The organism is Candidatus Rickettsia kedanie, from assembly GCF_045865205.1.
Taxonomy (GTDB): Bacteria; Pseudomonadota; Alphaproteobacteria; order Rickettsiales; family Rickettsiaceae; genus Rickettsia; species Rickettsia australis.
On the sequence record NZ_BAABMM010000040.1, the window covers coordinates 36,212 to 51,081 of the forward strand.

The window sequence follows — 14,870 nt, forward strand, 5'->3', positions numbered from 1 at the left end:
AGGAATGGCTCCCCGGGCCGGACTCGAACCAGCGACCGAACGGTTAACAGCCGTTTGCTCTACCACTGAGCTACCGAGGAATAAGTGAAAATATCTAAAAAATTTTAGATAACTTCTTATAACAAATCTTTTCTATAACGTCTAGCGTTTTCTTTATACAAAATAAAAAAGTTTATTACCTCTTCAAAAACGAGGATTTAGAGAGGAATTCCTCCAGAGACACGTCACCTCGAACTGCAAAGTACTCAAATGTACATGAGCATTCGAGTACAGAGCGACGTACAAATTACCTATAAAAATAGAGTTTTCGTCTATTCATCACCTATTTTTAAAGCGGCGATAAATGCAGATTGCGGAATTTCTATATTACCGTACTGTCTCATTCTCTTTTTACCTGCTTTTTGCTTCTCAAGTAGTTTACGTTTACGGCTTATATCACCGCCGTAACATTTTGATAAAACATCTTTACGTAGGGCTTTAATAGTCTCACGAGCAATAATACGGCTACCAATACTTGCCTGAATGGCTATATCGATCTGCTGTCTTGGTATTAAATCCTTTAACCTTACGCATAGCATCCTACCCCTTTGCTCGGCACGTGAGCGGTGTACGATTGTCGATAATGCATCAACTACCTCGCCGTTAACCAGGATACCAAGCTTAACAAGCTCAGAAGGTTTATAAACATCTATTTGCCATTCAAAACTTGCATAACCTTTAGAGCAGCTTTTTAAACGATCGTAAAAATCGTAAACTATCTCATTTAGCGGTAATTTATAAACTATTTTAGCTCTATTCGCTATATAGCTATGATCAAGTTGCACCCCTCTTTTTTCCGTACAAAGCGATAATACTGTACCTAAAAACTCATCAGGCACCATTATAGTTGCCTTAATCCATGGTTCTTCCATCGATTCGATTTTTTGCAAATCAGGCAAATCTGCGGGGTTATGAATCTCCAAGCTCTCACTATACCTCATATGAATTTTATATACCACGCTTGGAGCAGTAGTGATTAAATCTAAATCGAATTCCCTACTTAAACGTTCTTGGATTATCTCTAAATGTAATAGCCCTAAAAAACCGCACCTAAAACCTACTCCAAGAGCTGAAGAGTTTTCCATTTCATACTCAAAACTAGCATCATTAAGACGTAATTTAGCTAGCGAATCCTTTAGATGTTCAAACTCTGAACTATCTGTCGGATAAAGCCCGCAAAACACTACAGGTAGGTTCGGCTTAAAGCCGGGAAGTGCTTGCTCACAAGGTTTCTTCTCGTCAGTGATAGTATCCCCGACTTTACAATCCGCTACTTGCTTTATAGAAGCAGTAAAAAAACCGATTTCACCTGCATATAAAACATCTGAAATATGTTTTTTCGGAGTAAAAAAGCCGACATTCTCAACGGTATAAACAGAATTTGTCGCCATCATTTTAATCTGCATGTTTTTACGTAAAGTCCCATCAATAATACGTACTAAAATAACCACCCCGAGATAAGGATCGTACCAACTATCGACAAGTAACGCTTTTAAGATATCCGTGCTACTTTCTTTTGGTTGAGGTAATTTATTGACTATTGCTTCTAGAACTAAATCAATTCCTATACCGCTTTTGGCAGAGATTAGCACAGCTTCACTTGCATCAATTCCGATTATATCCTCTATTTGCTGCTTAACCTGCTCAGGTTCTGACGCTGGCAAATCAATCTTGTTAAGCACCGGTACAATTTCATGATCATGCTCAATTGCTTGATAAACATTAGCAAGCGTTTGGGCTTCTACTCCTTGCGTACTATCAACTACCAACAACGAGCCTTCGCAAGCAGCAAGCGACCTACTGACCTCATAAGCAAAATCGACATGCCCAGGAGTGTCCATTAGATTCAAATAATAGGTATTACCGTCTTTAGCTTTATATATAAGCCGCACGGTTTGTGCTTTAATAGTTATACCTCGCTCTTTTTCGATATCCATCGAATCTAGCACTTGCTGGCTCATTTCTCTAGCCTGAAGCCCGCCGCAACGCTCAATTAACCTATCAGCTAACGTAGATTTACCATGATCGATATGGGCAATTATTGCAAAGTTCCGTATATATTTTTGATTATTCATAATTATTGTGATATAATTTGCGTTTGTTTATTGGAGCGGTGTCATCCCACGACTTGATCGCGGGATCTCAGGACACAAGCTGTGATACAAGATACCGTGATCAAGCCACGGTATAACACTAAACCACGATAATATATAGCAAAATCGAAATTTATAACAGGAAAAAATAATGAGAGCCGAAATAGAAAATGACGTAAAAAAAATTGAGCAATCTTTAGCACTACTTTGGAGGTCACTTTGACGTTGAAGCATCAACTGAAAGACTAAGAGAACTAGAAGAATTAACAGCCGATCCAAGTTTATGGAACGATCAGGCTAACGCACAAACATTACTGCAAGAAAAAAGTAATCTAGAAGAAAAGCTAAATGCTTTTAATAAACTCAAATCCAATTTAAAAGATGCTTTAGAACTTGAAGCAATGGCTGAAGCCGAAAACGATTTAGAAACACTGTCACAAATTGAACAGGACTTAAAAAATTTAAGCATCATTGCTGCCAAATTTGAAACCGAATGTTTATTTTCAGGTGAAGCGGACGGTAATAACTGCTTTTTAGAGATTAATGCCGGTGCAGGAGGAACTGAAAGCCACGACTGGGCATCTATTATGATGCGTATGTATTTGCGTTTTGCAGAAAGACTCGGCTTTAAAACCGAAATAATCAATGTGATTAATGGCGAAGAAGTAGGCATTAAATCATGCACGATTAGGATAATAGGCAAGCGGGCTTACGGCTGGTTTAAAACCGAAGCAGGCGTTCATAGGCTGGTACGTATTTCCCCGTTTAATGCTGCAGGTAAAAGAATGACTAGCTTTGCAAGTAGCTGGGTATACCCTGAAATTGACAATAATATAGCAATTACTATCGAGGATAAAGATTTAAGAATCGATACTTTTAGAGCATCGGGAGCAGGCGGACAGCACGTTAATACTACCGATTCTGCCGTACGTATCACCCATATACCGACTGGTACGGTAACACAATGTCAAAGCGATAGATCGCAACATAAAAATAAAGCTCAAGCTATGAAGATGCTTCAAGCAAAACTCTATGAGCTTGAAATGCAAAAACGTACAGACAGTGTTAACGAGCAGAATGCTGCTAAAACCGATAATAGCTGGGGATATCAAATTAGATCATACGTCCTACAGCCTTACCAAATGGTGAAAGATTTACGCACCAATTACGAAACTTCTGACACTAAAGGAGTGCTTGACGGTGACCTTGAAGAATTCGTCTCAGCAAACCTCGCTATGAATGCGGGTGGTAAGAGGTAGTTACAATCAATGAGCAATATTTCAATTAATGAATCATATACTGACTTAATTAAAAATTTAAAACAAGAAATCAGTAAGGCTAGTATTAGAGCCCATTTAGCAAGTTAATAAAGAATTAATAGTTCTTTATTGGAATATAGGAAAACTAATTTTAGAACATCAGAATAAAGAGAAATGGGGGGTAAAAGTTATTCAAAATATTTCTGATGATTTGTGTAAAGAATTTTCTAAAATGAAAGGATTATCATATCAAAATATTTCTTATATGAGGCAATTTGCTGAAGAATATAACGATGAACAAATTCTCCAACAGGCTGTTGGAGAATTTCCTTAGGGGCATAATATTGTTATTTTTTCAAAACTAAAAAATATTTTAGTATGCACAACAAACCATTGAAAATGGTTGGTCAAGGAATGTATTATCTTTGCAAATTAAAAGTAATTTACATGAAATGGCAGAGCAAGGTATAAATAACTTTTCTAATACTTTACCTGAATTACAGTCTGTGATTTAGCAAGATCAATTATAAAAGACACGTATAATAAATAGTAAGCGATCGTAATAATCTAGAATTTGATCCCACTAATGAAAAAATCCGTAAGAATTTTATCTCTGAAATACAAAATATTTATGCAACCGGAAATCCTGAAATAGATAAGAATATAAACTATGTGTGGGTTTTATCTGCAAGACATTCTTATACAAAACTACCTATCAATTCCGATGCTCAAAATATTGGAGCGGTAGATAAAGAGGATGGATATAATAGGATGAGGCTGGGCATTGACATTGCAAGAGCGGTGGCTGCCAAAAAGCTTGATAAGCAAATATCTAACTTAACATATGAAAAATTACAAAAATGCGGACCGATAATTTTATTTAATTGCGGAGCTTATGATAATCGCTTACTAAAAGAATCTATTGATAAAAATATTATCACCGATTACCTAAAAGAAAATTTTTATATATTCACTTTACCTGAGGGGCAGGTTAATACAGGCGGAGAATTTAAAACTCTATATAAAGAGCATGAAAACGGTAATATCGATTTAAATAACACCGAAATTGCAATTGTTACCCATACTTATCATTTTCCGCGTGTTAACAGGTATTTTGATAACAAACCGAATTTTGACTTCTTCTTTATTCATAACACCAAACTATAATCTTTTTAGTTGACCGGAAATTTGAAACTCCCTGCACTTATAACGACTTAAAACAAGAATTGCTCAAATTACCTAACTATATAGAGAAAGGTTTTGTTTCAGAAAAATTAAATGCTAATTAATTAATCGGTATCTCTCTTGCTTCTTGTTCTTTAATCTCAGTACGAGGTAGAATAATAGTAAGTATTCCATTCTTAAGGTTTGAAGAGATATTTGTCTGATCTACATCTTCATATAATGATATTACATAATTAAAATTTTTATTCATATAATTATCTGAATAATCAGCTTTATTTTTTTCTTCTATATTCCCTGTAATAAATAATTTATTGCCGTTCACTTTAACCTTAATTTGACTTGTATCAAAGCCAGGTACTTCCATAATAATAATATACTGCTTATCTTTAGTAATAAAATTGCTTTTTATGCTATTAGACTCATAAGGCGGTAACCTATTGTTAAATAAATTATCAATATTTGTAATTTGATTATCTATTAAATCTGCTACCTGACGCAGCGGCGTTGCACTACTGGAATCATAATTCTTATTAGCTATTGCAATATTACTAGATAAAATAACAGCTCCTATAGCCGGAATATATTTTAACATAGTACTATCTCTATATTTATTAGTTATATATTCCAATATATAACATTATCTATTTAAAATTCAAGTCTTATACCTCCATAATTTACTAAAAGTACGCTGCCCAAAATAAAAGATAATAATCCCTGCAAAAATAGTTTGGTCTTCAATACTCCATAATATATCTAAATACTCAACTAGCAGGGCAGAATTTTTAACGATTTATATTGAACATAGTTAACTCCTCCACGGGTCTTACCGAACCGTTTAAAGCATCAACCCAACTTACACCCGATCTATATGTTGAATAAAGAGAATATTGCTCTGACATTTCTTGCGATATGGTAAGATCTGTAATTAGTTTATTGTTAGCAATTTGACGATCTAAAATATTTATCTCGTGTTTTTTGTCGTTAATATCTCTGTATATTTTTAAAATTTCAGGAATTATTGAACTAATAAATCCTGTTATTACTGCAAGTAAAGTAATCATAAATACCTATCTTTATAAATTTTAGTATAAGTATAGCAAAAATTAATTACCGCACTAAGACAGAGGAAAGAAAAGGGCAGCATGGGCTATGTCATTCTTAGCTAAAAGCAGGAATCCAGACAAAAGCACATTAGGTGTCACCCCATAGCTTGACCACGGGGTCCAGAAAAAACTAACAACGACTGGATCTAGCTCACAAGTCGCGGTATGACCATTATTACTGGATTCCTGCTTTCACAGGAATGACATCGAACATGTTTTTAATGATCCATGCAATAACGCCAATAATAGGAAAATTGATCCACTAAATAACTACTTCAGATTAGACCAAATGCGATTTTTAGCAATATAGAAAAAGATAGTAAACACTACCAAAAACATCATAACTTTAAGACCCATAGATTTACGATGTTCCATTTCCGGCTCAGCTGCCCATTGTAGAAATACTGCAACATCATGCGACATCTGCTCTACGCTTGCGTTAGTACCGTCTATATAGGTTACCTGCCCATCTGTAAGCGGCGGCGGCATTGCTATTTGCTCGCTAGGGAAATACGGATTATAATGAGCCCCTTGCATTAGCTTAAAATCTGCCGGCGGTTCGGTATAACCAGTAAGCAGCGAATATATATAATTAGCTCCGTCATGACGTGCTTTTATTATCAGCGATAAATCAGGCGGATGTGCTCCGTTATTAGCTGCCCTTGCTGCTTGCTCATTAGGGTAAGGAGGTACAAAACGATCAGATGGAAGAGCGGGACGGTCAAACATCTCACCCTCATCATTAGGTCCGTCTTTTATCGTATAGCCCTTGGCAATCTCTTTTATTTCATCATCTGAAAAGCCGAGATCTTTAAGATTACGGTAATATAGATTGTTTAAACCGTGGCAAACACTACAAACTTCTTTATAGACCTGAAAACCTCTTTGTGCTGCTTCACGATTAACTGTGCCAAATACGCCGTCAAACGACCATTTCATCTTTTTTGGATGTAATGCTTCTTCGTTGGCTAAACTTAAGCACGAAGTTAGTAGTATGATGATAGAGATAAGTAGTTTTGTTTTCATAAATTTTTTTTATATCTTAGTGATGATGTCATTACTGCATAGCATTATCTGCGTGGATATCCAAGCCGTCATTGCAAGCAAAATTACGAAATAATTGACGAAGCAATCCAGTAAAAAATGCTAATTTATAGCATTTTTTATTATTTTTCTGGATTGCCGCGTCGCTTCGCTCCTCGCAATGACAATTAGCATAACAGTATTACAACTCCTCCGGTAGCGGCAGTGGCTTCTCATATCTACCTATCAGCGGCAAGGCTACTAAGAAATGGAAAAAGTAATAACAAGCAGCAAAGCGGCTAATTGTAATATACGGCTCTTCTGCCGGCTGCCCGCCTAAATAACCAAGCAATAAACAATCTGCCATAAAGACCCAAAAAGCAATTCTATATATCGGTCTATAATTGCTACTTCTGACTTTTGAAGTATCAAGCCACGGTAGTAAGAATAACACGAATATACTGCCGAACATTAATAACACTCCACCAAGCTTAGACGGTACGGCTCTAAGGATCGCATAAAACGGTAGAAAATACCATTCAGGGACAATATGGGCAGGCGTAACTAACGGATTTGCCGGAACGTAATTATCGGGATGTCCTAAATAATTCGGTTCGTAAAAAATAAAATAGGTAAATATTATGAAATAAACTCCGAAACCGACAAAATCCTTTACGGTATAATAAGGGTGGAACGGAATAGTATCTTTAGGGCTTTTAACATCTATACCTTTTGGGTTATTTGAACCATGCTGATGCAGAGCTATTAAATGCAGTATCACAAGAGCAACAATAATAAACGGCAATAAATAATGCAGCGAGAAGAATCTATTTAGTGTTGGATTATCAACGGAAAAACCACCCCATAACCACGTAACTATGGATTCCCCTATTAGCGGAATAGCCGAGAATAAATTAGTAATTACCGTAGCACCCCAGTAGCTCATCTGCCCCCAAGGAAGCACATAACCCATAAAGGCAGTAGCCATCATGGTGAGAAAAATAATAATACCGATATGCCAAAGCAGTTCCCTAGGAGCTTTATAAGAGCCGTAATACAAACCTCTTGCTATGTGTAAGTATACAGCAGCAAAAAACATCGATGCACCTACCGCATGAGTATAACGCAGTAACCAGCCGTAATTAACATTACGCATGATTCTCTCAACACTATCGAAAGCATGATCAACATGCGGCGTATAGTGCATAGCAAGCACTACACCAGTAATGATCTGAATTACTAACGCAATACCGGTAATAGAGCCTAAATTCCACAAATAGCTAAGATTTTTTGGAGTTTGATAATGACTAAAATGCTTTAGAAAAGAGAAAATCGGTAGGCGATAATCTATCCACTCAATAATAGAGTTCTTCCCAAACTCTAATGCTAGAGGTAATGTGTGCATCAATCCAGTACTCGCATCCTCACGTACGCTTTTGTACGCTGCGGTGCTGTGTTCCGTGTTTCCTGCAAATTCTCCTCTATAAGCTAATTTGGCAAGAACTCTAGTAGCATTAGGCTTTTTAGGGTTAATATCTTCATTCATAAATAACTACCCGATTCTAATTTTTTTGTCGCTAATAAAACTATAAGGCGGCACTGCTAAATTTAAAGGAGCAGGACCTCTTCTAACCCTACCTGAAGAATCATATTGTGAACCATGGCACGGACAGAACCATCCATCATATTCACCTTGATCCGCAAGCGGCACACAACCTAGATGAGTACAGATCCCGATCGTTACAAGCCAATTATCATGACCTGCTTTCACACGTGCTTCATCTGTTTCAGGATCAATCAACTCCGACATCTTTACAGCTCTTGCTGAAGCTATTTTATCAGGAGTACGGTTAGTGATAAAAACAGGTTTACCTTGCCATTTAACCGTAACTGTTTGCCCTACCGCAATATTTGATAGATTAACCTCAATTGATGATGAAGCAAGCACGTCTGCAGAAGGGTTTAAGGAATCAACGAGAGGCCAAAGCGTACACACAGCCCCAACTGCTGCAACACTACTAGCCGTTAGAACCATAAAATCACGACGTGTTGTTTGTTTGTTTGTCTTATCTTCAGTATCCGACATATAATATTAAAGTGATATAAATTAACGATTATTATTACTACCGCTTTGGGTATTATTAAGATTATTTGGATTTGCTAGTTCTTCATAAGGATTTATTATAGGACGTTCAGCGTCTGCAGCACTACCTGCTTGTTTTGGTGTAAGCTTATTTATTTCATCTTCTAGCACTTTTGCTCCTGTCCCTTCTTCATGCTTATATTCTCCAGGGTTACTTAAGCAATTCCAAAAACTAACTAAATGATCCCAATTAGGACCGAGTTTTGTAGTACAATTTTGAGCAACTGCTTTAGTTGTATCTAATATCTCGACTGTAGTTTCAGTAAAATAATCTATAAACCCAATTTTTTTTAATCCCAATACTGTATAATATAAAGTAATTAAGGAAGCAACTGCTATAATTAAATACCATTTAGTAATAATAGACCACAGCAAAAATCCCATAGGATTTGCTGCAATTAACCTTCGTAAAGCCTGCCACATATATTTTGCTCAACAAAATTAATAATATTCATCTTTATTTTATATCACTACATTAGTAAAAATAAAGCAAAATCACGTAATATTATAAATATTTTTAATTAAATCGGCACTCAAGAAGAATGAAATCGGTAAAAATACTAAATTAATTCCTATCATAATAAAAATTAATTGTAAGTTATTATCTTGTAATATTAAGCCCGTCATTATAATATTCGGCATCAATAACGGCATGACAAACGTACCGACAAAGTTAGCATTCTTCTTAAAATAACATTGCACGCTACCGGATAAAACCACTAAACTACTTGATAAAACTAACATCATCCATACGCTAATAAAGAAAAATATTATCTCAAGCAAAGTTTGATCAAAAAAAACATAAATAATGGGTAAAACAAAAACTAACCCTACCGTACTACTGATAAATATAGCAAAAAATTTAGCTAATATAATTTTTTCATAACTAACAATTGATAATAATAACTCTAAGTTTCCGTCTTCCAAATCAGATTTAAATATAACCGCAGAAAAACCGATTAATGAAATTAATAAACAAATTACCGAAAAAATTAAACCGAATTTGTTAATATCTTTCTCGCTGTTAATTAAAACAGTACTAATTATGCAAAATAAAAAAAATATAACTATATATTTAATTATATTATTAATACGATTCTGCACTATAAATTCACGCTTAATTAATAAAAACATATTCTACTCTCTATTTTAGTAGACGCAGATCAACTGTAAAAAGAGCAAGGAGTTTATAAGAGCATCAATGATGCTTATAAACGACGTAGCCAATTTTTAAAGTTCATCGAGTATACAGTTAAATACGTTGTAAATTAAATACATAATAGCTGCGACAGTTAAACCTATACCAATTTCAACAATAACTATAGCGATATGCTGAGCAAGTAGCTTATCATTGATAAAATTTGTTAGTGAATAATAATTTAAATAATTATCGTTAAAAAATAGCGATATTGTTCCTACAATTGCATATATTGCTATACCTAAAACAGCAATACAAATTAGCACGTTAGGAGGAAAATATCTGCTTAATTTTCGATTACCGTAAACTAAATCATAAGCAATAAGGCTAGATGCAAATATAACACCTGCTTGAAACCCACCACCAGGCGAAGACTCACCGTTAAGCTGAATATATATACTATATAAAATTATATAAGGTATTATAAAACTAGTTATATATTTTATTATCGGATTTGTCATCACGCGACTTGATCGCGGGTTCTTGTATTTCATTCCGTGTCCTGAGATACCGTGGTCAAGCCACGGTATGACACCCTCCTGTGAAAATACTAACAGCACAGCAATTCCTGCAATTAAAATTACGCTAGTTTCACCTAAAGTATCATATCCACGATAGCTTGCAAGAATAGCCGCAATAAGGGAAGGTACTCCTATATCTCTAGAGGTATTTTCTATATAATATTTACTTGAATATATATGAATAGGAGCATGATCATCACCGTAACTCGGTAATTCTAACCCCATATAAGTAAGAATTACTACAAATAATAAACATATTAAACTTGTGGAAATAATATTAGTTCTCTCTATATTCTTTAAATCAGAAGGTAATTTACGTAACAAATTCAAATATACGCATGTTGATAAGCAGCTTCCTAGTGCAGCTTCAGTCATAGCGACATCAGGAGCATCCATCATAAGATAAGATACACCGATTAATAAGCTAAATATAGAAGTAGCAATCACTGCGTTTAGTAAATCTTTAGTAAAAATTATTTTTATGGATATTAAAATCAATAAAAAAGCAATTAAGTTAAGTAGGTAATTGCCGAGATCAAAATTTAAAGCTGTTTTCATTAGTTTTACTGTATAGTCTAATGTCATTCCCGTGCAAGCGGGCATCCAGTCTTTTTAAATTTTTTTCTGGATTCCTGCTTTCGCAGAAATGACATCGAAAGTAGCGATGCTTTACCGAGTGCATGGGTTGCTACTGGATTTAGTAAAAAAATCAATAAAGCCGCTAAAATTAATTTACCAGAGTTAACAATATCTGATTCAATGCACGCAAAACCTATTAAGCAAACAGGCACTCCAAAACTCTCAATAACACTTGCTGCATGTAATTTAGTATAAAAATCAGGAAATCTAAAAAAACCGATTATCCCTGAAAATATAGCAAATAATCCAATAATTACTAATAAAATTCCGATATAATATAATATCATTTTTGTTAATCTTATTAATTATTTAGCATTATATACTCGATCAACTTTAAAAATAGTAAGAAATCCACAAGACGAGGAGCAGAGCGTATACTTAATACGTGAGCACCGCAGTACTTGTAGGATGACGTAGCCAATTTTTGAAGTTGATCGAGATATCACTCACCCTGAGCCAAGCTATACCCTGCCACCCCGTCAAACTCAAATAAATTCTCTACTTTGATAAAATCGATATTTGCTTTGCTTAAAGCTTCAAGCAATCTTGTTATATCTAAATGCTTTATTTCCGTGCCGTCTTTATTCATAAAACGACAACACCAATGATCGGAAACAGTTTCAAACCTTGTATCACGGGGCCACAATTTTAATCCTTTTGACGAGATTGTTTTTAACTCAACATTACCAAGCTCAAGCTTATTAACTGTATCTGCTATATCGTGAGCGGAAGATACATTCATATTCACAAATATATCCGTACCAACCAATTTCTTAACCTCTTTAGTATCAATCTTATAGTCTATATTACTTTCTTGTTTCTCGGCAATTAACGGATAATCTGCTTGAGGTAGCTTTGTCGGTATCTGTCCTAATCTTTTCGTTACTTCTTCAGCAAATTCTTTTGTACCAACTTTTTTACTAGAATTCTGCTGATTATATATATCGGCTGTATGAACTCCATCCTCTATAGTTTTTTTCCAAGCATTTTCGATTAATGTAGCGATATCACCCTGCCCTATATGTACTAGCATCATTATAGCAGCATTTAACAGCCCTGACGGATTTGCAATATCTTGACCGGCAATATTGGGAGCACTTCCATGTACTGCTTCAAACATCGCATAACGCTGCCCAATATTTGCAGAACCGGCTAAACCTACCGAGCCTGAAATTTCAGCAGCTACATCGGATATGATATCACCGTATAAATTAGAAGTCACGATAACGTCAAATATTTCCGGTTTGGTAGAAAGCCTTGCAGTGCCGATATCGATAATATAATGCTCGTTATTAATTTGCGGATATTCTTTTGCAATCTCATTAAATACTTTATGAAAGATCCCATCGGAAAATTTCATAATATTATCTTTGCTTAAGCACGTGACTTTTTTACGGTTATTTTTTACTGCATATTCAAAAGCATATCTAATAATTTTTTCACAACCAGTATGACTTATCAACTTTATTGATTCATAAATATTATGCGTTTGGTGGTATTCTATACCTGCGTATAAATCTTCCTCATTCTCACGTATAATAGTTAAATTTAAATTGGGATGCAGAGTTCTAGTAAAAGGATGAAATGAAACAGAAGGACGAATATTAGCAAAAAGCTGTAATGTTTTACGAATCGTGACGTTTAAACTTTTATATCCTCCACCTTGCGGGGTAGTAATCGGGGCTTTAAGTATAATACCGGTACGTTGTATTGATTCCCAACTTTCTTCGCTTATGCCTGAAGTATAATGCTTCTTGTAAAGCTTTTCACCTACTTCAATGGTTTCTAAGCGAATACGAGCCTCAGCTTTACGTAATATATAAAGCACTGCCTCCATTATTTCAGGACCTATACCGTCCCCGTATGCAATTGTAATCAGTGTAAATTCTGCCATATTAAATACTCTTGTCAATAATAGCGTTTTATGTCCTATGTCATTCCAGCATAGGCGAGAATGACATATACAACACAATCAATAGTTTATCGTTACTTCTTTTAACCTTTCATTCAACATAAAAGTTACTTCGGAAGTTATATTCAAATTATTTTTAGCATATAAGACTTGAGCACTTGGAATTACCAAATTCAGGTTATATTTCTCGGCAAGTTCACTAATTATTGTGATAGTTGTTTCATGGACTCTACTCATACCCTCAGCGTGTGCTTGTTCAAGCTTTGTTTTCTTAATCTGAATTTCTTTTCTAACGTGGCTAACTTTTGCATTAAATTCGTTTACTTTATGCTCAAATTCGGTTTCACTTAAATTAGAACGCTCATTTAGCAACTTCTCTTCCAGCGGTTTAAATTCTGCTTCTTTTGCCGCAATATCCTCTTGAATTTTATGATTCAGCTTTTCAATTTTATTACGTAAATCTTTTATAGCTATCGAACCTTCCAATATAGATTGTACATCAGCAACAGCTACTCTAACTTTAAAATTATCTTCTTTAATCGGCACATTTTGTGCCTCCGTAATCATTGAGAAATTTATTATGAATATGCATAAACATAATATTCGGTATATCATCTTTGGTCCTATAATTTAGACTTAAGCGTTATATTGAATGATATCATTCCCGCGTAGGCGGGAATCCAGCATAAAGCGAGCTTTTAATTTCAAAAATTTGCTGCATTGATACCTTGTTTCTGGATCCCCGCCTACGCGGGAATAACATCGAATAGTTTTTTCGGTCTACACGGGAATAACATTGGAGCAACCCCCTCTATTAATCCTAGAATAAATCACATCAGGTTATTTGTCTATAATTAAAAACTTAATCGTCACCTAACGTTAGTACCTTATCATTTCCATGTGGTGTATGTTCCGCATAATAATCACTTGAATAAGGTTAAAATCCAATACTTTCTATTATTTTTTGCTTTAAATCTTTTTCACTAAGAAGAGATGCAGTATCAAGATAATTTAACTCAACATAAATTTCATTCTGTTCATTAAATTCATATAAAAAATTAACAGCTTTATGAATATGCTCTTTTCCTTTGTTCTCAACCAAAACTGCTGTAATACCATAGTCTTTTGCAGCATTGACATGTTTAATATCATCATCCATGAAAAATACGTTTTTTTTATTAGTTACTCCGGTATTATTAGTTATTTCTCTTAATATATTCTTTTTAGTACAATATTTGTATTTCTTGAAAATTATTAGAAGGTCAAGCTGATTTTATATAAATTTTTGCTGCATCTTCCTTTCCCAGTAAGCTTTCTAATGCATATTTTACAGCATGAGGATAATCATTAAATGATGCTATAGCTATTTTATGACCAGATAATATAATATTCTTAAAAAAACGTACTAATTGCTCTTCATTTTTCCAACCTAAATGATCACTATCTAGAAATTTCTCCATCAGCTCTATAATGAATTTTTGTTCAAGCCTAGCTATTTCTTCAGCACGTTCCTCATATGAGTATGAGCTAAAAAAGCGATTTTGTATATTACGTGCTATTAAGCATCCTAACCTCTCCCCTATATAATTATGCGAATGCCCCTTAACTAAAGTACCGTCAAAATCAAATATAAATAGTTCTATATTATCGTTCATTAATTTCTCTTATTTTATAAAGTTTAAATATTCTTAGTAATTTTTATTCTGCAGTTAAACCAATGTCTTGTTCAAGAACTTTATTCCAATTTTTGGTATT

16 protein-coding genes, 1 tRNA gene and 2 pseudogenes are annotated in these 14,870 nt (G+C 34.6%); 4 read left to right on the forward strand and 15 right to left on the reverse strand.

Going from position 1 to position 14,870, the window contains the following annotated elements; genetic code table 11:
- Positions 1-5: 5 nt before the first annotated feature.
- Both ACKTSD_RS06225 and lepA read right to left on the reverse strand, forming a co-directional pair.
- Positions 6-80, reverse strand: a tRNA-Asn gene (locus ACKTSD_RS06225).
- A gap of 231 nt (positions 81-311) precedes the next feature.
- Complete coding sequence (lepA, locus tag ACKTSD_RS06230) at positions 312-2,114, reverse strand: translation elongation factor 4 (protein ID WP_412708471.1); 1,803 nt, start codon at positions 2,112-2,114, stop codon at positions 312-314.
- A 169-nt stretch (positions 2,115-2,283) separates the two neighbouring features.
- On the opposite strand from lepA, the gene prfB reads away from it, so the two are divergent.
- From prfB to ACKTSD_RS06250, 4 genes and pseudogenes are all read left to right on the forward strand, one after another.
- Positions 2,284-3,391, forward strand: a protein-coding gene (prfB, locus tag ACKTSD_RS06235) for a peptide chain release factor 2 (RefSeq protein WP_412708472.1) whose coding sequence is annotated in 2 segments (ribosomal slippage) — positions 2,284-2,352 and positions 2,354-3,391 — 1,107 coding nt in all. Because the reading frame shifts where the segments join, the coding sequence is not laid out codon by codon here.
- A gap of 148 nt (positions 3,392-3,539) precedes the next feature.
- The gene (locus ACKTSD_RS06240; protein ID WP_412708567.1) at positions 3,540-3,725 is read left to right on the forward strand and encodes a DUF1016 N-terminal domain-containing protein; all 186 of its coding nucleotides are present in this window, start codon (positions 3,540-3,542) and stop codon (positions 3,723-3,725) included.
- Between the two features lie 58 nt (positions 3,726-3,783).
- Positions 3,784-3,935, forward strand: a pseudogene (locus tag ACKTSD_RS06245) (PDDEXK nuclease domain-containing protein); the annotation flags it as partial.
- Positions 3,936-4,261: 326 nt separating this feature from the next.
- Positions 4,262-4,445 (forward strand): annotated as a pseudogene (locus ACKTSD_RS06250) (hypothetical protein).
- Between the two features lie 231 nt (positions 4,446-4,676).
- On the opposite strand, the gene ACKTSD_RS06255 reads toward ACKTSD_RS06250, so the two are convergent.
- From ACKTSD_RS06255 to ACKTSD_RS06315, 13 genes are all read right to left on the reverse strand, one after another.
- Entirely contained in the window at positions 4,677-5,168 is a 492-nt protein-coding gene (locus ACKTSD_RS06255; protein ID WP_412708473.1) for an Hsp20/alpha crystallin family protein, read from the reverse strand.
- Between the two features lie 190 nt (positions 5,169-5,358).
- Positions 5,359-5,637, reverse strand: coding sequence for a hypothetical protein (locus tag ACKTSD_RS06260; RefSeq protein ID WP_412708474.1), 279 nt, complete (start codon positions 5,635-5,637; stop codon positions 5,359-5,361).
- A 312-nt stretch (positions 5,638-5,949) separates the two neighbouring features.
- Positions 5,950-6,705 (reverse strand): cytochrome c1, encoded by a 756-nt coding sequence (locus ACKTSD_RS06265; protein WP_412708475.1) that lies wholly within the window; start codon positions 6,703-6,705, stop codon positions 5,950-5,952.
- Positions 6,706-6,904: 199 nt separating this feature from the next.
- Positions 6,905-8,107, reverse strand: a complete 1,203-nt coding sequence (locus ACKTSD_RS06270; RefSeq protein WP_456237202.1) for a cytochrome b — start codon at positions 8,105-8,107, stop codon at positions 6,905-6,907.
- Positions 8,108-8,254: 147 nt separating this feature from the next.
- Positions 8,255-8,788: a ubiquinol-cytochrome c reductase iron-sulfur subunit gene (gene petA, locus ACKTSD_RS06275; RefSeq protein WP_412708477.1), complete on the reverse strand. Its 534-nt coding sequence runs from the start codon at positions 8,786-8,788 to the stop codon at positions 8,255-8,257.
- Positions 8,789-8,809: 21 nt separating this feature from the next.
- A complete protein-coding gene (locus tag ACKTSD_RS06280; RefSeq protein ID WP_412708478.1) occupies positions 8,810-9,268 on the reverse strand; it encodes a DUF2670 domain-containing protein in 459 nt (152 codons plus the stop codon).
- Between the two features lie 72 nt (positions 9,269-9,340).
- Positions 9,341-9,979, reverse strand: a complete 639-nt coding sequence (locus ACKTSD_RS06285) for a heme exporter protein CcmB (RefSeq protein ID WP_412708479.1) — start codon at positions 9,977-9,979, stop codon at positions 9,341-9,343.
- Between the two features lie 96 nt (positions 9,980-10,075).
- Positions 10,076-11,122 carry a DUF4040 domain-containing protein gene (locus ACKTSD_RS06290; protein ID WP_412708568.1) on the reverse strand — a complete coding sequence of 349 codons (1,047 nt, stop codon included), beginning with the start codon at positions 11,120-11,122 and terminating at the stop codon, positions 10,076-10,078.
- A 23-nt stretch (positions 11,123-11,145) separates the two neighbouring features.
- Complete coding sequence (locus ACKTSD_RS06295; RefSeq protein WP_412708480.1) at positions 11,146-11,490, reverse strand: Na+/H+ antiporter subunit G; 345 nt, start codon at positions 11,488-11,490, stop codon at positions 11,146-11,148.
- 155 nt (positions 11,491-11,645) lie between these two features.
- On the reverse strand, positions 11,646-13,097 hold the full coding sequence (locus tag ACKTSD_RS06300) for an NADP-dependent isocitrate dehydrogenase (RefSeq protein ID WP_412708481.1): 1,452 nt from the start codon (positions 13,095-13,097) through the stop codon (positions 11,646-11,648).
- A 78-nt stretch (positions 13,098-13,175) separates the two neighbouring features.
- A complete protein-coding gene (locus ACKTSD_RS06305; protein ID WP_412708482.1) occupies positions 13,176-13,730 on the reverse strand; it encodes an OmpH family outer membrane protein in 555 nt (184 codons plus the stop codon).
- 322 nt (positions 13,731-14,052) lie between these two features.
- The gene (locus ACKTSD_RS06310; protein ID WP_412708483.1) at positions 14,053-14,274 is read right to left on the reverse strand and encodes a hypothetical protein; all 222 of its coding nucleotides are present in this window, start codon (positions 14,272-14,274) and stop codon (positions 14,053-14,055) included.
- A gap of 103 nt (positions 14,275-14,377) precedes the next feature.
- Positions 14,378-14,770 (reverse strand): HAD family hydrolase, encoded by a 393-nt coding sequence (locus ACKTSD_RS06315; protein WP_412708484.1) that lies wholly within the window; start codon positions 14,768-14,770, stop codon positions 14,378-14,380.
- Positions 14,771-14,870: the final 100 nt, after the last annotated feature.

Coding starts and splice junctions, on each gene's coding strand:
- ACKTSD_RS06290 (WP_412708568.1), bottom strand. CDS start 11,122: ATGAAAACAGCTTTAAATTTTGATCTCGGCAATTACCTACTTAACTTA.
- ACKTSD_RS06255 (WP_412708473.1), bottom strand. CDS start 5,168: ATGTTAAAATATATTCCGGCTATAGGAGCTGTTATTTTATCTAGTAAT.
- ACKTSD_RS06305 (WP_412708482.1), bottom strand. CDS start 13,730: ATGATATACCGAATATTATGTTTATGCATATTCATAATAAATTTCTCA.
- ACKTSD_RS06310 (WP_412708483.1), bottom strand. CDS start 14,274: ATGGATGATGATATTAAACATGTCAATGCTGCAAAAGACTATGGTATT.
- ACKTSD_RS06295 (WP_412708480.1), bottom strand. CDS start 11,490: ATGATATTATATTATATCGGAATTTTATTAGTAATTATTGGATTATTT.
- ACKTSD_RS06270 (WP_456237202.1), bottom strand. CDS start 8,107: ATGCACACATTACCTCTAGCATTAGAGTTTGGGAAGAACTCTATTATT.
- ACKTSD_RS06315 (WP_412708484.1), bottom strand. CDS start 14,770: ATGAACGATAATATAGAACTATTTATATTTGATTTTGACGGTACTTTA.
- ACKTSD_RS06300 (WP_412708481.1), bottom strand. CDS start 13,097: ATGGCAGAATTTACACTGATTACAATTGCATACGGGGACGGTATAGGT.
- lepA (WP_412708471.1), bottom strand. CDS start 2,114: ATGAATAATCAAAAATATATACGGAACTTTGCAATAATTGCCCATATC.
- ACKTSD_RS06285 (WP_412708479.1), bottom strand. CDS start 9,979: ATGTTTTTATTAATTAAGCGTGAATTTATAGTGCAGAATCGTATTAAT.
- ACKTSD_RS06265 (WP_412708475.1), bottom strand. CDS start 6,705: ATGAAAACAAAACTACTTATCTCTATCATCATACTACTAACTTCGTGC.
- petA (WP_412708477.1), bottom strand. CDS start 8,788: ATGTCGGATACTGAAGATAAGACAAACAAACAAACAACACGTCGTGAT.
- ACKTSD_RS06280 (WP_412708478.1), bottom strand. CDS start 9,268: ATGTGGCAGGCTTTACGAAGGTTAATTGCAGCAAATCCTATGGGATTT.
- ACKTSD_RS06260 (WP_412708474.1), bottom strand. CDS start 5,637: ATGATTACTTTACTTGCAGTAATAACAGGATTTATTAGTTCAATAATT.